The sequence below is a fragment of the Streptomyces sp. 7N604 genome, from assembly GCF_052245475.1.
Taxonomy (GTDB): Bacteria; Actinomycetota; Actinomycetes; order Streptomycetales; family Streptomycetaceae; genus Streptomyces.
In genome coordinates, this window is the sequence record NZ_JBQQBX010000048.1 from 1 (window position 1) to 18466 (window position 18466).

At 70.2% G+C, this 18466-nt stretch carries 16 protein-coding genes; 11 read left to right on the forward strand and 5 right to left on the reverse strand.

Features of this window, described 5'->3' with window-relative positions; all coding sequences use genetic code 11:
* Window positions 1–280: 280 nt before the first annotated feature.
* Window positions 281–1564 carry an alanine racemase gene (locus tag ACTWP8_RS34825; protein WP_443326085.1) on the reverse strand — a complete coding sequence of 428 codons (1284 nt, stop codon included), beginning with the start codon at window positions 1562–1564 and terminating at the stop codon, window positions 281–283.
* Window positions 1565–1759: 195 nt separating this feature from the next.
* On the opposite strand from ACTWP8_RS34825, the gene ACTWP8_RS34830 reads away from it, so the two are divergent.
* The 5 genes from ACTWP8_RS34830 (at window position 1760) to ACTWP8_RS34850 (ending at window position 6162) form a co-directional block, all read left to right on the forward strand.
* Window positions 1760–2977, forward strand: a complete 1218-nt coding sequence (locus ACTWP8_RS34830) for a sugar kinase (protein WP_443326086.1) — start codon at window positions 1760–1762, stop codon at window positions 2975–2977.
* Complete coding sequence (locus ACTWP8_RS34835) at window positions 2974–3720, forward strand: IclR family transcriptional regulator (RefSeq protein WP_443326087.1); 747 nt, start codon at window positions 2974–2976, stop codon at window positions 3718–3720. Before ACTWP8_RS34830 ends, ACTWP8_RS34835 begins: the two co-directional genes overlap by 4 nt.
* An 80-nt stretch (window positions 3721–3800) precedes the next feature.
* Window positions 3801–4214, forward strand: a complete 414-nt coding sequence (locus ACTWP8_RS34840) for a RidA family protein (RefSeq protein WP_443318837.1) — start codon at window positions 3801–3803, stop codon at window positions 4212–4214.
* Window positions 4215–4440: 226 nt separating this feature from the next.
* The gene (locus ACTWP8_RS34845) at window positions 4441–5940 is read left to right on the forward strand and encodes a GntP family permease (protein WP_443326088.1); all 1500 of its coding nucleotides are present in this window, start codon (window positions 4441–4443) and stop codon (window positions 5938–5940) included.
* 24 nt (window positions 5941–5964) lie between these two features.
* On the forward strand, window positions 5965–6162 hold the full coding sequence (locus ACTWP8_RS34850; RefSeq protein ID WP_443326089.1) for a hypothetical protein: 198 nt from the start codon (window positions 5965–5967) through the stop codon (window positions 6160–6162).
* A gap of 102 nt (window positions 6163–6264) precedes the next feature.
* Here the strand turns inward: ACTWP8_RS34850 and ACTWP8_RS34855 are convergent, their stop codons facing one another.
* Window positions 6265–7599 (reverse strand): M14 family metallopeptidase, encoded by a 1335-nt coding sequence (locus ACTWP8_RS34855; protein ID WP_443326090.1) that lies wholly within the window; start codon window positions 7597–7599, stop codon window positions 6265–6267.
* Window positions 7600–7783: 184 nt separating this feature from the next.
* Here ACTWP8_RS34855 and ACTWP8_RS34860 point away from each other — a divergent pair, with 184 nt between their 5' ends.
* Window positions 7784–8638 carry a trypsin-like serine peptidase gene (locus ACTWP8_RS34860; RefSeq protein ID WP_443326091.1) on the forward strand — a complete coding sequence of 285 codons (855 nt, stop codon included), beginning with the start codon at window positions 7784–7786 and terminating at the stop codon, window positions 8636–8638.
* A gap of 102 nt (window positions 8639–8740) precedes the next feature.
* Window positions 8741–9727: a LysR family transcriptional regulator gene (locus tag ACTWP8_RS34865; protein WP_443326092.1), complete on the forward strand. Its 987-nt coding sequence runs from the start codon at window positions 8741–8743 to the stop codon at window positions 9725–9727.
* 16 nt (window positions 9728–9743) lie between these two features.
* On the opposite strand, the gene ACTWP8_RS34870 is transcribed toward ACTWP8_RS34865, so the two are convergent.
* Both ACTWP8_RS34870 and ACTWP8_RS34875 read right to left on the reverse strand, forming a co-directional pair.
* Entirely contained in the window at window positions 9744–11012 is a 1269-nt protein-coding gene (locus tag ACTWP8_RS34870) for an APC family permease (RefSeq protein ID WP_443326093.1), read from the reverse strand.
* Window positions 11013–11192: 180 nt separating this feature from the next.
* Window positions 11193–12224, reverse strand: a complete 1032-nt coding sequence (locus ACTWP8_RS34875) for a chitinase (RefSeq protein ID WP_443326119.1) — start codon at window positions 12222–12224, stop codon at window positions 11193–11195.
* 264 nt (window positions 12225–12488) lie between these two features.
* On the opposite strand from ACTWP8_RS34875, the gene ACTWP8_RS34880 reads away from it, so the two are divergent.
* From ACTWP8_RS34880 to ACTWP8_RS34895, 4 genes are all read left to right on the forward strand, one after another.
* Window positions 12489–13691, forward strand: a complete 1203-nt coding sequence (locus ACTWP8_RS34880; RefSeq protein ID WP_443326094.1) for a helix-turn-helix domain-containing protein — start codon at window positions 12489–12491, stop codon at window positions 13689–13691.
* Between the two features lie 94 nt (window positions 13692–13785).
* The gene (locus ACTWP8_RS34885) at window positions 13786–14280 is read left to right on the forward strand and encodes a hypothetical protein (protein WP_443326095.1); all 495 of its coding nucleotides are present in this window, start codon (window positions 13786–13788) and stop codon (window positions 14278–14280) included.
* 385 nt (window positions 14281–14665) lie between these two features.
* Window positions 14666–15055, forward strand: a complete 390-nt coding sequence (locus ACTWP8_RS34890; RefSeq protein WP_443326096.1) for a VOC family protein — start codon at window positions 14666–14668, stop codon at window positions 15053–15055.
* A 123-nt stretch (window positions 15056–15178) separates the two neighbouring features.
* Window positions 15179–16507: an Nramp family divalent metal transporter gene (locus tag ACTWP8_RS34895; RefSeq protein WP_443326097.1), complete on the forward strand. Its 1329-nt coding sequence runs from the start codon at window positions 15179–15181 to the stop codon at window positions 16505–16507.
* Window positions 16508–16569: 62 nt separating this feature from the next.
* Here ACTWP8_RS34895 and ACTWP8_RS34900 read toward each other — a convergent pair whose 3' ends face one another.
* Window positions 16570–18282 (reverse strand): chitinase, encoded by a 1713-nt coding sequence (locus ACTWP8_RS34900; RefSeq protein WP_443326098.1) that lies wholly within the window; start codon window positions 18280–18282, stop codon window positions 16570–16572.
* Window positions 18283–18466: the final 184 nt, after the last annotated feature.

Consider the following 18466-nt stretch of genomic DNA (forward strand, 5'->3'; position numbering starts at 1 on the left):
CCTTTATGAGGGGGCTGCGCCCCGACACCCCCGCGGGGCTCCGCCCCCCGAACCCCGGAGGCTGCGCCCCGGAACCTCGCGGGGCTGGACCGATCCTTGGGGGACCGGAGGTGATTCCGCCCCGGGGTGGGCCGGGGCGTTGTAGTGGGGCCGCGGCTCTCCAGGGCCCCGTGGGCGGAGTCCGGGTCGGGTGGGGCGGGCTTCCAGGTTCGGCCGGAGCCGCGCTGACCGGTGCGCGCCCCGAGTCCGAGGGCGGCCCCGGGGCCGGGGCGGGGGTGGATCAGAAGAAGGTGCGGATGAAGTCCGTGACCGTGGCTTCGGTTGTGGTCAGGGGGATCAGTTGCCACTTGTCGAAGGACGTGCAGGGATGGGAGAGGCCGAGGCCTACCCAGTCGCCGACCTCCAGGTCCGCGTCGTCCGCGACCTTCAGCCACGTGTGCTGGTCGGAGAGCGCCGAGACCGTGATGCCCGTCGCGGGGCGGATCGCGCCGTCGCGGGCGGAGCGGACGAGTTGGGGCTCGGGGAGGTCCAGGTCGTAGGCCGCGTCCCGCTTGCCCGCGTTCAGGAAGGCCTGGCCCGGTTCGGGGCGGGAGACGACCTGGGCCCAGAGGCGGAACGCGGGCTGCAGCGCTCCCTCCTCCGGCACCCGGTTGAAGGGCGTGAGATGGCGGTAGTGGCCGTCGTCGTGGGAGACGTAGGCGCCGGAGCGCAGGAGCTTGAGGACGGGGCGGGAGAGTTCCGGGACTTCCGCGAAGACGTCCGCCACCGCGTCGAACCACGCGCTGCCGCCCGCGCTCAGCACGATCTCGCCGACGTCCGCGCCGAAGCGCCCCGCCTTGTCGAAGTCGGCGGCGAGCGCGACCAGGCGGCGCAGCCAGGCGCGTACGCGTTCGCCGTCCGCCTGCGGGACTTCGCCCTCGTAGCCCGCCACGCCGACGAGGCGCAGTGTCCGGGCGCCCGCGACCGCGTCGGCGACCGCGGTGCAGTCGGCCTCCGTACGGGCGCCCGTACGCGCTCCCGCCCCCGCGCCCAGCTCGACCACCACGTCCACCGGCCGCCGCCCCCCGCGCCCCCGCAGCGCCTCGTCCATCAGCGCGACCCCGCGAACCGAATCCACGTAGCAGATGAAGTGGAACTCGGGGTCGGCTTCGAGCTGGGCGGTGAGCCAGTGCAGCGCGGCCGCGTCCACCAGCTCGTTGGCGAGGAAGATCCGCTGGATGCCGAAGGCGCGGTAGACGCGGACCTGGTGCGGCACCGCGGCCGTGATGCCCCAGGCACCGCGCGCGAGTTGGCGCTCGAACAGCTGCGGGGACATGGAGGTCTTGCCGTGCGGCGCGAAGGCGAGCCCGTGCGTCGCCGCGTAACGCTCCATCAGGGCGAGGTTGTGCTCCACGGCCTCGGCCGACAGGGCGAGCACCGGGGTGGTGAAGCCACCGGTGAAGAGGTTGCGGCGCTCGGCGGCGAGCTCGCCGACGGTGAGCCCTTCCGCGTCGGGCGGAAGCGCCTTGAAGCGGTGGTCGATCCGTTCACGTGAGAGTCGTCCTGCGGCGCTGTCGGCGGCCATCGAGCCTCCTCCGGGACGGGGTTGCAATATATGCAACTACCATTGCGTATGTCGCTGGCTGCTGTCTAACATCCACGCAACCACCGGGTCAATGGTGGGCGACGCCACCGGCGAGAGCCCCCTGCGAACCGCTGAGAGCCCGCTGAGACGCGCTGAGAACGCGCTAAGAACCCGCTGAGCCGCCGATCAGAGCCGATGACAGCCGCAAGGAGTGCCGAGACCGTGACCGCACAGCCGAACGCCGACGTCGTCTGCCTGGGTGAGTCCATGGTCACTTTCGTGCCCTCGCACCCCGGTCGCCTCGCCGACGTTCCCGCCTACGAACGCGGAATCGGCGGAGCGGAGTCGAACGTCGCCTGCTGCCTCGCCCGCGCCGGGCACGCCACGCGCTGGGTCAGCCGGGTCGGGGCCGACGGATTCGGTGAGCATCTGGTGGCGGCGATCGCCGCACACGGCGTCGACACCTCGGCCGTCCGGCGCGACCCGCACCGTCCCACCGGTATCTACTTCCGCACCGCCGGCGAGCGCGCGACCACGACGGACGGCACCGCGGATGGCAGCGCGGACGGCACCACGGACTCCGCTACGGGCGGTAGGGACCCGCGCCGCGAACACGCCGAGGTCGTCTACTACCGGGCCGGGTCCGCCGCCTCCGTGATGTCGCCCGGGCTCATGGACTGCCGCGCCCTGTGGAGCACCCGCATCCTCCATGTCACCGGGATCACCGCGGCCCTCTCCGGCAGCTGCCTGGAGCTCACACGGATGCTCACCACCCGTATCCCCGCCCGCCCCCTCGTCTCCTTCGACGTCAACTACCGCGTCGGCCTCTGGCGGGACCAGGGAGAGGTCCAGGGGCGGGACCGGGGAGAGAGCGCGGGCCCGGCCGTCCTCCTCGACCTGGCCCGCGGCAGCGACATCGTCTTCGTCGGCGAGGACGAGGCCGAGGCCGCCTGGAACCTGCGCGGCCCGGAAGCCGTACGGGACGCGCTCCCCGAGCCCGGGATCCTCGTCGTCAAGGAGGGCGGCCACGGCGCCACCGCGTACGCCCGCCAGGCGGACGGCACGGACACGATCACCTTCGAACCGGCCCTGGACGTCGACGTCGTCGCCCACGTCGGCGCGGGCGATGCCTTCGCCGCCGGCTTCCTCTCCGGCACGCTGCGCGGCCTGCCCACGGCGGCCCGGCTCCGCCACGGCCACCTCATGGCAGCCGCGGCCCTCACCGTCCCCGGCGACCTCGGCGTCCCGCCCGCCCGGAGCCATGCCGACCGCCTGGCCGCCCTCGACCCCGCGCAGTGGGAGACACTGCGTCTCGGCCCCGGCTGGACGACCGGCGACACGGCCAGCGATACGAACGGCGACCCGGCCGACGACGGGGCGGGCACCGAACGGGTGGAGGTACGTACGTCATGAGTCAGACCGTCGATCGGGCGCTGAGCATCCTGCCGCTGCTGGCGGAGGGGCCCGCCAACCTGGAGCAGGTGGCGCAGCGCCTCGGCGTCCACAAGTCGACCGCGCTGCGCCTGCTGCGCACTCTGCACGAGCACGGCATCGTCTACCGCCAGCAGGACCAGCGCTACCGGCTCGGGGCGCGCCTCTTCGCGCTCGCGCAGGAAGCCGTGGAGAACCTCGACATCCGCGAGATCGCCCACCCCCACCTCGTGGAGCTCAACGAGAAGTGCGGGCACACCGTCCACCTCGCCGTGTACGAGGAGAACGAGGTCCTCTACATCGACAAGGTCGAGAGCCGGTACCCGGTCCGCATGTACTCCCGGATCGGCAAGCCCGTCGCGATAACCGTCGCCGCGGTCGCGAAGCTGCTGCTCGCCGACCTGCCGGAGCCGGAGCGGCGCGCGCTCGCCGAGAAGCTCGACTACCCCATGTACACGGCCCGTTCGACGCCGAACGCCACCGCCTTCCTGAAGGAGCTGGCCGCCGTACGCGAACAGGGCTGGGCCACCGACCTCGGCGGCCACGAGGAGTCCATCAACTGCGTGGGGGCTCCCATCCGCGGTGCGGACGGGCGGGTCGTCGCCGCGTGCTCCGTCTCCGCCCCGAACGTCGTCGTCACCGGCGACGAACTGCTCAAACTGCTCCCGCTGGTGCGCCGTACCGCCGACGCCATCAGCCGCGAGTACTCCGGCAAGACCCCGTAAGACCCCGTACCCCGTACGACCAGCTAGGCCCCCGTAAGACCCCGTAGGACCGTGTGAGACCCCCTGAAGGAAGCAGCCTCATGAGCGACAAGCTTCAGAAGACCGCGATCACCCCGGCCACCCACACCACCCCGCCGGCCAAGTTCTCGCACGGCGTCAGGAAGGGCAACATCCTTCAGGTCGCGGGACAGGTCGGCTTCGGCCCCGCGGGGCCCGGCGTGACACCCGCCCCCGTCGGCCCCGGCCTGCGCGAGCAGACGCAGCAGACCCTGCGCAATGTGGAGGCCGTTCTCGTGGAGGGCGGCGCGAGCTGGGAGGACGTGGTGATGATCCGCGTCTACCTCACCGACACGGCCCACTACGTCGAATTCAACGCCCTCTACAACGAGTTCTTCGCCAACCTGAAGGAAGTCCCGGCCGCCCGCACCACCGTGTACGTCGGCCTGCCCGCGGGGCTGCTCGTCGAGATCGACGCGCTCGCCGTCCTCGGCTGAGGCCGCCGCCAACCGCCCGCCGCCAACCGCCCGCCGCCAACCGCCCGCGGCCAACCGCCCGCGGCGACCGGCGTTGCCGGGGCCGCCCACCGCTCACCCGCACTCACCGCTCACCGCACCCACCGCCGTACCGCCCACCCTCCACGGCACGGCGCCCTTCCCCCACGGGGCGCCGTGCCGCGATTCGCCCTGCCTGGAAACCCTTGCCAGAAGCCGGAGTCCCCCTATGCCACTCGCCGCCCCACCCACGCCCCCGCCACCACCTCACACCGGTGGCCTGCTCGCGCTGATACCCGGCACCGGCGGTCTGCTGACCGTCGCGGCCCTCGGCATCGTGCTGCTCCTCGTCCTCATCATCAAGGTCCGGCTGCAGCCCTTCGTCGCGCTGCTCGCCGTCTCCATAGCCGTCGGCCTGGGCGCCGGGCTCTCCGTCACCGAACTCTTCGGCACCGTCCAGAAGTCCGACGCCGTATCGCTCATCGAGACCGGCATGGGCGGCATCCTCGGCCATGTCGCGATCATCATCGGGCTCGGCACCATGCTCGGCGCGATTCTCGAAGTCTCGGGCGGGGCCGAGGTCCTGTCCTCCCGCCTGCTGAACCTCTTCGGCGAGAAGCGCGCCCCGCTCGCGATGGGCCTGACCGGCCTGATCTTCGGTATCCCGGTCTTCTTCGACGTCGGCATCTTCGTGCTCGCGCCGATCGTGTACGCGGCCGCCAAGCGCAGCGGCAAATCGATCCTGCTGTACTGCATGCCGCTGCTCGCCGGCCTGTCGATGACCCACGCCTTCCTGCCGCCGCACCCCGGGCCCGTGGCCGCCGCGGGACTGCTCAAGGTCGACCTCGGCTGGGTCATCCTCATGGGCATCCTCGTCGGCATCCCGTCGGTGCTCGCGGCCTGGGTGTACGCGTCGTGGATCGGCAAGCGTCTCTTCGTCGCCGTACCGCAGGACATGGTCGAGGCCGCGGAGGAGGCCAAGGCGGCCGTGGCCGCCGAGCAGGCCGCGGCGGGCCGCAGGTCGCTGGGGTCCCCCATGCCCCAGGCCAGGGGCGAAGCCCCCGTCCCGCTGAGCACGGTCCTGCTGATCATCGGCACCCCGCTGGTGCTGATCCTCGCCGCGACCTTCTCCTCCATCGCGCTGGACCCGAGCACGCTGCGCAGCGTCATCGAGTTCTTCGGCCACCCGTTCGTGGCGCTGACCCTGGCGCTGCTCCTCGCGTACTACTTGCTGGGCATCAGGCGCGGCTGGTCGCGCAAGTCCCTGGAGAGGGTGTCCACGTCCTCGCTCAAGCCGGTCGGCAACATCCTGCTGGTCGTCGGGGCCGGCGGGGTCTTCGGCGCGGTCCTCAAGGGCAGCGGCGTCGCCCAGGCCCTCTCCGACACCTTCAACGACGTCGGCCTCCCGGTCATCGTGCTGGCCTGGCTGATCTCGGTGGTCCTGCGCGTGGCCCAGGGCTCCGCGACCGTCGCCATCGTCACCACGGCGGGCATCGTCCTGCCCCTGGTCGAGGGCGGCCACCACTCGCAGGCCTTCCTGGCCCTGATCATCATGGCCATCTCGGCGGGCTCGATCTTCGCCTCGCACGTCAACGACGGCGGGTTCTGGATCGTGGCGAAGTACTTCGGGATCTCCGTGCGGGACACGCTGAAGTCGTGGACGGTGCTGGAGACGGTCCTGTCGGTGGCGGGCTTCGCGGTCGCGGCCGCGCTCAGCCTGGTCGTTTAGCGGCGTATCTCGTACGCAGACCCAATGAGCGCCCCCGGACCGGCGATTGCGGTCCGGGGGCGCGTGCGCGAGCTGTACGCGAATCTCTCGCCCTACGGCGCCACGTACGTGGCCCTGGCCGAGGCTTTCGAGGTGCCGCTGGTCACGAGCGACGCCCGGATCGAACGCTCGGGTCGAGCCACGTGCCCGGTCGAGGTCTTCAACGGCCAGACCGTGAATTGAGGCGTTGGCTGAGGTGTTGGCTGAGGCGTTGGCTGAGGCGTTGGCTGAGGCGTTGGCGCGGGCCGCCCTCCGGCGAAAGGGCCGGAGGGCGGCCCGCTGAGGTCAGCCGCTGCTGCAGTACTGCTCCTCCTTGCCTATGGAGCGGTACATGCAGTCCGCGTTCTCCAGCAGCTGGAGCACCGCGTCCCGGTTGCGCTCCGTCTCGCGGCCGATCACCTCGTCGGGCGGGTAGAAGCCGCCGCTCCCGCTCTCCGACGGGTACATCTCGAAGGTGTAGGCGAAGATCTTCTGGTCGCCCCACAGCCAGTCGTCGATCGTGCCGTCCGTGATGTAGAGGTCGCTCGACTGCTCGGGCGTGTAGCCGTTGCTGTCGGCCATGCTCTTGCCGACGGCCGCGAACGCGTCGTGGTCGTCCTGTGTGAGGCCGGGCGCGGTGTCGTCGTAGGTCCAGCCGAACGGCCAGAGCACCAGCTCGCTGTACGTGTGGAAGTCGATCGCGGCCTTGATCTGCTGCTTGCCGCCGACGACCCGGCCGCGGACGAAGTCCGAGACCACCTTCACCTCGGGCGAGGACTCCGCGGACGCACCGCGGTAGGTCTCCGAGCCGGGGCTGCCGGAGGAGCCGCCGCAGCAGCCCCACCTGTAGTCCCAGTTGCGGTTCTCGTCCGTGCCGACCTGCGAGGAGCCGGAGTTGGGCTGCCGGTTCTTGCGCCAGCTGCGGTACGAGCCGGTGGCGATGTCGTACTCGCCGCCGTCCGGGTTCAGGTCCGGGACGACCCAGATCTCCCTGCCGTTGACGGCCTTCGTGATCCGGGAGTCGTTCCCGTAATCCTCGCCGAACTCACGCAGCAGATACAGCGCCATCTCGACGGTGAGGTGCTCGCGCGCGTGCTGATGGTGGGTGAAGAGCACCTCGGGCTCGTCCTCGTCCGTGCCGACGTTGTCGCTGATCTTGACGGCGACGATGTCACGGCCCTCGTGGGACTTGCCGATGACCTTCTTGCTCATGATGTCGGGGTACTTGGCGACCTTGTCGTTGATGTCCGCCATGGCCTCGGCGTAGTTGTGGTAGCCGGAGTCCCCGGACGGGAAGTCGAACGGCTTGGCCGCCAGGCCGTTCGTACGGTCCGGGGGCGCGGGCAGCGCATGCAGCCGGTAGCCGAGCCTGCGCAGCTTCTTCGCCTGTGCGGTGTCGGCGGTGACGACGACGGAGTGCTCGTCCGCCTCGTCGATGGTGACGCCGGTCCTGGCGAGCGCGGTGCGCTGTGCGGGGGTGGCGGGGCCGTGGATCTCGTACTGCCGCAGATTCTCGTCGGCGGCCGAAGCCGCTTGGGAGGGGGAGGGGTCATCGGCCTGGGCCGTGATGGGCGCGGCCAGGGCGAGCGTGAGGAGCGCGGCGAGGGCGGTGCCCTTTCTGCCGCGTATGGGAAGTCGCATGGAGTCTCCTGGGTGTCCAGTGTGGGGGTGCTCAAGGCGACTGGCTGGTGCGGGTGTTCGGGTTCATGTTCGAGATCTGACATGGAGCGGTCAAGAGCACGCGCGGTTGTTCTGATGAGCTGATGCGTCCACAATGCGCATGACTAAGCCGAAAGTTGTTCGGTATACGGAGAGGACCCCCCACATGAACAAGCCTCTCGTCGGTGCGCTCACGGCCCTGGTTCTGGCCGTCGGTGCGGCTCCGGCAGGAGCGGCGACGACCGCGCCCGAGAAGCCCGCGAAGCATCAACAGAAGGTCCAGGCCGTCGACTTCGCAGGAACGGTGGCACTTAGCAACTGCTCGGGCTCGGTGGTGCGTACGCCCGGCTCCGACGCCCAGGACCCGGCCCTCGTGATGTCGAACGGCCACTGTCTGGAGAGCGGCATGCCCGGCGCCGGAGAGGTCGTCGTCGACAAGCCGTCCAACCGCACCTTCGAACTCCTCGACGGGGAGGGCTCGGAGGTCGCCACCCTCCGCGCCACCAAGATCTCCTACGCGACGATGACCGACACGGACGTCTCGCTCTACGAACTGGACACCACCTACGCGGAGATCGAGTCCTCCTACGGGATCCGGGCCCTGGAGCTCTCGGCGGACCACCCGCAGCAGGGCACCGCGATCAGCGTGGTCTCCGGCTACTGGAAGCGCATCTACAGCTGCGAGATCGACGGCTTCGCCTACCGGTTGCGCGAGGGCGACTGGACCTGGAAGGACTCGGTCCGCTACACCCCCGCCTGCGACACCATCGGTGGCACGTCCGGCTCGCCCGTCGTCGACACCGCGAGCGGCAAGGTCGTCGCCGTGAACAACACGGGCAACGAGGACGGCGGCGAGTGCACGGTCAACAACCCCTGTGAGGTGGACGAGAACGGGAAGGTGACCGTGCGGCAGGGCATCAACTACGCCCAGCAGACGTACGGGATAACCAAGTGCATCGGCGTCGGCAACAAGGTCGACCTCGGTCTGCCGGGGTGTGAACTGCCCAAGCCGCAGGAGTAGCCGGCACATCAGGCTGTCAACCGCCCTGTGGACCACACCGTGGTCCACAGGGCACAAGCCGGTCCCGTCGGGCGGTGATCGCTGATTGGTACGCTGCCGGGGATGGCGGGTGCGAAGGAACCGGGACCGGGACCGGGGGAGTACGGCGGGCCGTACGGGCAGGCGGATCCCAGTGCGCACCAGCTGCGATTGTTCCTGGCGCTGGCGGACGAGCTGCACTTCGGGCGGGCCGCGAAGCGGGTGTTCATGACGCAGCCCGCGTTCAGCCAGCAGATCCGGTCCCTGGAGCGCCGCCTGGGCCTCGAGCTGGTGGACCGTACGACCCGCCGGGTGGCTCTCACGGCCTCCGGCCGGGCCCTGTTACCCGAGGCGCGCGCGATGGTGGAGGCCGCCGACCGGCTGCGGCAGACCGCCGAGCAAGAGGCGCACGCGGTGTCCGGGCGCGTGGTGATCGGCTCCCTGGAGGCCGTGACCGCGATGCCCCCGATACCGGAAGTGCTGGAGCAGCTGCGTTCCCGCTGCCCGCACATGGACATCCAGGTCCTCAGGACGGGCTTCGCCGACTTCGCGGACGCGCTCCTCCAGGGAGAGGTCGACGCCTCGTTCGTCTTCCTGCCGGTGCCGGAGGGGATCCAGGTCCAGACCCTGGACAGCGGGCCGCGGTGTGCCGTGATGGCCGCCCACGATCCTCTCGCCTCCCAGGGCCCGCTGACTCTGGATCAGTTGTCGGACCGGACGTTCATCGGCTGGTCCCCGAGGATTCCCAAGGTGTGGCGGGACTTCTGGTCGGCCGACCCTCGCCCGGACGGCAGCCCGGTGCGCTACAGCCCCCACGCGGTGACGGACTACGAGAGCGCGCTGTCGGTCATCGCCCTGGGCGAGGGGATCGAGTTCCCGCCGGACAGCGCGCGCCGGCTGTACCCGCGCCCCGGCGTCTCGTACGTCGACGTCACCGGCCTGCCCCCGTGGACGACGGCCCTGGCGTGGCTGCCGAAGAACCGGGACAAGCCCTTCGTGGCGGCGCTGCGCCAGGCGGTACGGACAGTGCTGCGCCGGCAGGGCGTCACCGTCGCCGTTCCAGGAAGGTGAGCGGTGCCCAGTCGGCCTAGTCGAGCGGCCAGGGGAACCGGAACCGGCGCAGGCCGTAGAGGGCTGCCCCCGCGGCGAGCACCGCCGCCCCCGCGACGACCGACGACAGTGGAAGCGTGCACGCCAGGAGCACGCAGCCGCACAGCCCGGCGGCCGGCACGGCGCGCGGCGGCCGCCCCTCCTCTCGGGTCAGCGTCCAGGCCGAGGTGTTCGCGATCGCGTAGTACAGGAGCACCCCGAAGGACGAGAAGCCGATCGCTCCGCGTACGTCGGCGGTCGCGGCGACCACGGCGACGACGGCCCCCACGGCCAGCTCCGCCCGGTGCGGGACGCCGAAGCGCGGGTGGACCGCCGACAGGGCGTACGGCAGGTGCCGGTCCCGGGCCATCGCGAGCGTCGTGCGCGAGACCCCGAGGATCAGCGCCAGCAGCGAGCCGAGCGCCGCGACCGCGGCACCGGCCCGTACGACAGGGGTCAGTTCCGGCACGCCCGCGGCCCGTACGGCGTCGGCGAGCGGCGCGCTCGCCTCCGCCAGGCTCTGCGGGCCCAGCACGCCGAGCACGGCCGCGGCCACGCCCGCGTACACCACCAGGGCGATGCCCAGCGCGACCGCGATCGCGCGCGGAATGGTGCGTGCCGGGTCGCGGACCTCCTCGCCGAGCGTGGCGATGCGCGCGTACCCGGCGAAGGCGAAGAACAGCAGGCCCGCGGCCTGGAGGACCCCTCCCGCCGTGGCGTCGGCGCCGAGCGCGAGCCGCTCGGCCTGCGCCGTACCGCCGGTGAGGCACGCCGTGACGACCGCGGCGAGCACCGCCAGCACGGCGGCGACGATCGCGCGGGTGAGCCATGCGGCCTTCTGCACGCCCGCGTAGTTGACGGCCGTCAGCGCGACCACGGCGGCGACCGCCACCGCGTGCGCCTGCCCCGGCCACACGTACGCGCCCACGGTCAGCGCCATCGCCGCGCACGAGGCCGTCTTACCGACCACGAACGCCCAGCCCGCGAGATACCCCCACAGCTCGCCGAGCCGCTCGCGCCCGTAGACGTACGTGCCGCCGGAGGCCGGGTAGCGGGCCGCGAGCCGCGCGGAGGAGGTGGCGTTGCAGTACGCGACGGCGGCGGCGACCGCGAGCGCGGGCAGCAGCCCGGACCCGGCCGCCCCGGCGGCGGGCGCGAGCGCGGCGAAGATACCGGCGCCGACCATCGAGCCGAGGCCGATGACGACGGCATCGGTGAGACCGAGCCGCCGTCGCAGCTCGGGGGCTTCCGCGGGTGTGCTGTTCACAGGGCCAGACGCTACCGGTCGCGGGTGTCGGTCGACCGCCGCGGTACGGCGACAGGGGACAGGGGACCGGGACCGGGGAAAGGGGCCGCATCCGGCGGGCGGGCCGCCGCCGTGCGGTGACGGCGACGGCCCTGCGTGGGGGGTGGGTCCGGTAGGTCCCCTGGTTGGCCGGGTGGTCGGTTACGGGAGGCCGTGGACGTGCGGGCCGACCGTCTTGGACCAGTTGCTGCCGTTGCTGGCGTCCCAGTTCGTGGACCAGGTCATCGCGCCGCGGATGCCGGGGTAGGTCTTTTCCGGCTTGAAGCTGCCGCAGCCGGTGCCCTTGGCGAGACAGTCGAGGGCGGCGTTGACGACGCTCGGCTCGACGTATCCGCTGCCCGCGCCGCTGGTGGAGGCCGGGACGCCGATGCCGACCTGGGACGGGTCGAGGCCGTTCTCCAGCTGGATACAGGCGAGGGCGGTGAGGAAGTCGACCGAGCCCTGGCTGTAGACCTTGCCGTCGCAGCCGTTCATGGAACCGCTGTTGTAGTACTGCATGTTGACAACGGTGAGGAAGTCCTTGATGGCCAGCGCCGTCTTGAAGTACTCGCGGTCGGGCGACTGCATGTCGATGGTCTGCGGGGCCATGGTCACGACGACGTCGCTGTGCTTGGCGTGGACGGCCTTCAGCGCCTGTGTCATGTAGGTGGAGTTGAGGCCGTTCTCGAGGTCGATGTCGACGCCGTTGAAGCCGTACTCGTCCATCAGGCCGGAGATGGAGTTGGCGAAGTTGTCGGCGGAGGCGGAGTCGTTGACGGAGACCGCGCCCTTCTCGCCGCCGACGGAGATGATGACGGACTTGCCCGCGTCCTGCTTGGCGGCGATATCGGCCTTGAACTCGTCCTCGGAGCCGTAGCCGACGGCCGGGTCGAGCTTGAAGTCGACCTGGCCGGGGGTACCGGTCGCGTCGGCGAAGGCGACGGCGATGATGTCGTACTCGTCCTGGACGTCCTTCAGCTTCTGGACGGTGGCGCCGTTGTTGAAGTTCTGCCAGTAGCCCGTGACGGCGTGCTTGGGGACGGCGGCCGTTCCGGCGGTCGTTCCGGCGGCCGTTCCTGCGGTCGTTCCGGCGGTCTCCTCGGACGCGTTGGCGGTTCCGAGCCCGATCAGCCCGCCTGCCGCGATCGCGACCGCGGCGAGCCCGCCGACCAGCCGCGACTTCTTCTTGGACATCCGGTGTGTGCGTGCGCGTTCCACGACTTCCTCCGGTGTGGGGGGAGTTGGGGGAGTGATACGTGGGTGAACGCTGGGGCCCCTGCGCTGTTGCCGTACAACGTGGTCCAGACCAATGGTCTTGTCAAGGCCTGACGCGGCATTGCGCGGTGAACACGGCGCATCGTTGTTCAGCAGGCTGTTCCGTTCACCGTGAGCGCATCGGTGGCGGGGCCTACCATCGAAGTGCAGCCACTGAGCCCCGAGCCATCCTCCGAGGTGATCGTGAGCAACTGGGCCGACCTTACGAACGGCAAGCGCATCAAGCACCTACGGGGCTCCGATCTGACTCAGCAGGGGCTCGCCGATGCCGCGGGTGTCTCGCTCGCCCTGGTGCAGAAAGCCGAGCAGGACCGCGGTGAGTTGTCTGTCGGCTCGCTGCTCAGGCTCGCCAGCGCGCTCAAGACGGACGTTGCGGTGATCCTTGGGCAGCAGACGCCGCGCCGTGGAATGAGCCGAGACACCAGGGCCGCTCTGCGTCGGCTTTCCGACGCGGTGCACGACAGCGCCCTCGGGGACTGGGACGGCATTGAGGAGCCGAGCACGCTCGCCGAACTGTCGACTGCTCATGATCGTGTGTGCGCCACCTACTGGCGGGGCGAATACGGGGAGTTGAGTGAACTCATCGCCAAGGTATTGCTCGAAGGGAGCGTTCGGTACGGGCAAGCGACGGGGTACGAACGCGAACGACTGGGCTCGGTCCTCACCAGCACCTACCAGTTCGCCTCCTCGACCGCAATGCTGCTCGGGCAGCGTGATCTCGCATTGAGCGCGCTCACCTCCGCACGGCACCTGGAGGAGAACTCCGGTGACGCCCTGCTGGTCGCGGTAACGGAGTCCACGCTGTCATGGATCCACCTGCGGAGCGCGAAGGTCCGCCAGGCGGTCGCCGTCGCGGAGCGTGCGGCCTCGCGGATCGAACCCTCGTTTAGTAAGTCTCCGCGCCCTCAGCTCCTCATGTACGGGCGGCTGATGATCGCTGCGGCCGTGGCCGCCTCGCGTCGCGATGACCCCGTATCCGCAGATGACTACTTGTCGCAGGCGCATGCCGCAGCGGCGCGGCTCGGCCGCGACGAGATGCTGTACGGCACGCACTTCGGCCCTACCTTCGCGAACACCGAGGCCGTAGGAATCGCCGTGGCGCTCGGGAACCACGGAAAGGCGCTGAAGCTGGCCGCGCGCACCGAACTGCCCCGTTCCATGCCCAAACTCGCCCGCAACCGCTACAAGCTCGATGTTGCCCTGGCCCAGTGCGAGGCGAAGCTGTACGACCGAGCCGCCGACACCCTGATCGAGGTAGGTCGCGACGCCCCGGAGTGGGTCAAGCACCAGGCACTGCCCGGCGTCATCGGGAAGCGCCTTGCGAAGGTTTCCACGGCGCGCGTGCGCAACATCAGCGAGCTCATCGGCGTGCCCCTGATCGCGTAGGTCCTACGGAGCGTCTGAGTTGGGGCCGGGTGATCTGGCCCAGCCCTACACCTCGTCACTTCACCATGCGTGATCGACCGGACACGATTGATCCATGGTCAGCATCGAGAGCGGGCAGAGGCAGGGGCTACCTACGATCCGTCGAACCGAGGGCGACCTGAGACGGCGTCAGGCACTCGCGGACGCGGCAGCAGGCATCTCGCCGGGCGAGGTCGACGTACCGGCCGAGGCCGCGAAGATCGAGCGGTTCCGCTGTGTGATCTACCTGTGCGGCGCCCCCAACGCGAACATCGGGGCGCCTCGCACGGAGTGCACCGAGTACGCCGAGGCGTTCGGGTGGGAGATCACGGGCGTGATCGAGGACCATGAGGGGTTGCTGCCGCCCGATGGCCGCGAAGGGCTGAGGCAGGCCATCGACCGCATCAAGAGCGGTGAAGCCGGCGCGGTGCTTACGGCGTGGCGCTCGATGATCTCGCCTGTACCGCAGGAGTACGACGAGATCGCGCGCGAGATTGAGTCGGCAGGCGGTTTCCTCCACGTCAAGGACTCGACGCGTGGCGAGCGCGCCGAGCCGGGAGCGAGGCTGTGACCTTTACTCCGCCGTCTACGTGGCCAGTGCCGCCCAAACCGCGCCCCGGCTGCGCCCGCTGCCGGAGGCTCAGCGAGCAGCGCATGCAGGCCCGCATGCGGCACGACGGCAGTGCCGAAACCGACTGCAACGTGCTGCTACGGCAGCACCTGCGACAGGCGCACAAATGACCCCCGCCCCCTGCCGCGGTCGACCGGTCGTGGCTCCCTCCCCACCGGCCCGACTCCCGCGGCAGGGGCGCGGCCCACCCCCATCCGTCATGCGTACACGCAACAACTGGATCACTCGCGCCGAGACCGCACAGCGTGCCGAGAGGGAGGCGTCGTCGCCGTACGGCGACAATGGCCGGGCCGGCCAGGGCGTTCACCATTCCTGTGGAGGAAACATGCGCGTGATCGACTTCGACCATCTCGTCCTCAGGGTCGCCGACATCGAGCGTTCCCTCGCCTTCTACTGCGGCCCGCTCGGCCTGGAGCCCGTACGTGTGGACGAGTGGCGGGCGGGCAAGGCGCCGTTCCCGTCGGTCCGGGTGAGCCCGACGACCATCATCGATGTCGTACCGAGACCGCAGGACGCCCCCACAGGCTCCAATGTCGATCACATCTGTCTGGTCGTCGAACCCCTCGAGTGGCAACAGGTCGTCGACTCGGGTGAGTTCACGGTCGTGGATGGTCCGGGCGAGCGCTTCGGCGCCAGAGGTGTGGCGCAGTCCCTCTACGTACGTGACCCGGACGGCAACACCGTCGAGTTGCGCTGGTATCCGCAGGACGCCTGACGGGTGCACCTGATGCGACATCCCGCCAGGCACCTCGTATGACGCGGTACGGCCTCTTGTGCCGCGCGGTGCCCGGCGGTTTCAATCCGCGGGTCGGGTCGGGGACGAATGCGGAGGCATGGCATGGCCAGGACCAGTGAGAGCGGCGCCGGCGAAGTCACCGAAGAACGAGGACAAGGGCAAGGGCAAGGGCCGCGGAAGTCGAGTTGGCGCTACATCGGGCCCGGGATCGTCGTCGCCGCCACCGGCGTCGGGGCCGGGGACCTCGTCGCGACGCTGATCGCGGGGAGCAAGTTCGGGTACACCCTCATGTGGGCCGCAGCCATCGGCTGCCTTGTGAAGATCTCGCTCGCCGAGGCCGCAGGTCGCTGGCATCTGGCCACCGGGCGCACGCTGTTCGACGGCTGGCGCAGCCTCGGCTCGTGGACCACCGGCTACTTCGCGGTCTACGTGGTCGTATGGGGCTTCGTCTACGGGGCCACGGCGATGTCGTCCAGCGCCCTGCCCATCGTCGCGCTCTTCCCCGGCTTCCTCGGGCTCAAGACGTGGGCGATCATCACCGGCCTGGTCGGCCTGGTCTTCGTGTGGTTCAACCAGTACGCCGTCTTCGAGAAGGTCATGACGGTGCTGGTGGGCGTGATGTTCGTGGTGGTCGTGTACGTGGCTGCGCGGGTCGGGCCCGATGCCGGAGCGGCGTTCGCGGGGCTCGCGCCTGTGCTGCCGGACGGCTCGCTGCTCTACACGCTCGGTCTGATCGGCGGCGTCGGCGGGACGATCACCATGGCCGCGTACGGTTACTGGGTCAACGCCAAGGGCTGGACCAACAGCGGCTGGATGAAGGTCATGCGGCTCGACAACCGCGTCGCGTACGTCACCACCGGCATCTTCGTCATCGCGATGCTGATCGTCGGCGCCGAGCTGCTGCACTCCGCCAACATTGCGCTGGCATCGGGCGACAAGGGGCTGCTCGACCTGGGCGATGTGCTGGAGCAGCGGTTCGGCGCGAGCACGGCGAAGCTGTTCCTGGTGGGCTTCTTCGCCACCTCGTTCTCCTCGCTGATCGGCGTCTGGCACGGGGTGAGCCTGATGTTCGCGGACTTCGTGGAGCGGTACCGGAAGAGGCGCAAGGGAGAGGGCCCCGAGGACACCGTCGAGGAGGTCGCGTCCGGTGAGGCCGAGAAGTCGCTGCCCTTCCGGGCGTACCTCCTCTGGCTCACCTTCCCGCCGATCGCGCTCCTCTTCCTGGACCAGCCGTTCGGGCTGGTCATCGCGTACGGCGTGCTCGGGGCCTTCTTCATGCCCTTCCTCGCGCTCACGCTCATCTGGCTGCTGAACTCGGGCCGTACGCCGCGCGAGTGGCGCAACGGCATCGTCAGCAACGTGATGCTGGCGGCGGCCGGGCTGCTGTTCATCGCACTGTGCGTGCAGCAGGTGCGCGAACTGCCCTGGTAGCGCTGAGAGGCAGCGCCGCCGCGGGAGCGGCGGCGCTGCCGGTCAGGGGACGGCCCACCGCCCTACGGCAGGCCGTGGACGTGCGACCCGACCGCGTTCGACCAGGCGTTGCCGTTCAGCGCGTCCCAGTTCGTGGACCAGGTCATCGCGCCGCGCAGCGACGGGTAGGTGCGGGCGGGTTTGAAGGAGCCGCAGTTGGTGCCCCGGGCGAGGCAGTCCAGGGCGTTCCTGACGATGGACGGGTCGACGTAGCCGCTGCCCGCGCCGCGGGTCGAGGCGGGCAGGCCGAGACCCACCTGGCCCGGGGCGAGGCCGCCTTCGAGCTGGATGCAGGCGAGGGCGGTGAGGAAGTCGACCGAGCCCTGGCTGTAGACCTTGCCGTCGCAGCCGAGCATGGAACCGCTGTTGTAGTACTGCATGTTGACGACGGTCAGGATGTCCTTGATGTTGAGCGCCGTCTTGAAGTACTCGTTCGACGTCGACTGCATGTCGATCGTCTGCGGGGCCATCGTGATGACGAGGTCGCTGCCCGCCTTCCCGGACAGGGAGCGCAGGGCCTGGGTCATGTAGGTGGAGTTGAGGCCGTTCTCGAGGTCGATGTCGACGCCGTCGAAGCCGTACTCCTGCATCAGCGCGTAGACGCTGCCCGCGAAGTTGGCGGCCGACGCGGAGTCGTTGACGGAGACCGTGCCGCGCTCGCCGCCGACCGAGATGATGACGGACTTGCCCGCGGCCTGCTTGGCGGCGATGTCGTTCTTGAACTCCTGCTCGCTCGAGTAGCCGAGTGCCGGGTCGAGGGTGAAGTCCACGGCCCCCGGCGTTCCGGTCGCGTCGGCGAAGGCGACCGCGATGATGTCGTACTGGCTTTGGACATCCCGGATCTTCTGCACCGTCGCGCCGTTGTTGAAGTTCTGGAAGTAGCCGGTCACGGTCACGGCGTGCTTCGGGACGGTCCCGCCGCCTCCGCCGCCCCCGGGTGCCGTCGTGCCCGTCACGGCCGCCGACTTGGCCGACTCGCCCGAGGCGTTCGTCGCGGTGACCTGGAACTGGTACGAGGTGGAGGGCGAGAGTCCGCTCACGGTCGCCGAAGCGCCGCTGACGGCCTGCACCTTGGTCCCGTCGCGGTAGACGTTGTAGCCGGTCGCCCCGCTGACCGCGGTCCAGGACAGCGAGACGGACGAGGACGTGGTGCCGCTGACCTTGAGTCCGCCGGGCGCGGACGGCACGGGTCCGGGCTCGCCGGGGTCGCCGCCGGGACCGGTCAGGCTGATGTCGTCGGCGTGGTACGCGGGCTGGGCGTACCAGCCGTGCGTGTAGATCGTGACCGAGGTGGTCGAGGCCCCGGTCCGGAAGGTCGTGGTGAGCTGCTGCCAGGAGGAGGCGGAGGGCGTCCAGGTGGACACGTCCGTCGTGCCGGTGCCGCTCGCGCCGAGGTAGACGTACGACCCCTGCACCCACGCGCTCAGCGTGTAGTCGGAGCCGGGCTTGACGGCGACGGTCTGTGAGCACTTGGCGTTGTCGGAGCTGCCCGGTGTCGCCTTGAGGGCGGCCGAGCCGCTGTGGACGGGGCTGCTCGCCGTTGTCCCGCTCGCGCCCGAGCAGGTCCAGTTGCCGAGCCCGGACTCGAAGCCGGGGTTCTTGACGAGGTTCGGCTCGGCGGCCCGGGCGGTGGCCCCGGACAGGCCGAGACCGGTGCCCGCGAGGACGGCCGCCGCCGCGGCGGCGAGTGCCGTGGCCGCCCTCCGTCTCCATCTGGTGCGCACTTCTCGAGCCACTACTGCCTCCAGGTGAGGGGGAGTTGGGGTAATGGAGGAGCTGTTGTGACGGTGGCCACCGTATGGGCGTACAAGCTGGTCCAGACCAATACGATTGTCAAGACCTCTGGTAACCGGCCTTCCCGGACTCGGAATCCACCGATACCGGTGAACTGTTCTCTCCCTCTCAACTGGTGGATACAGT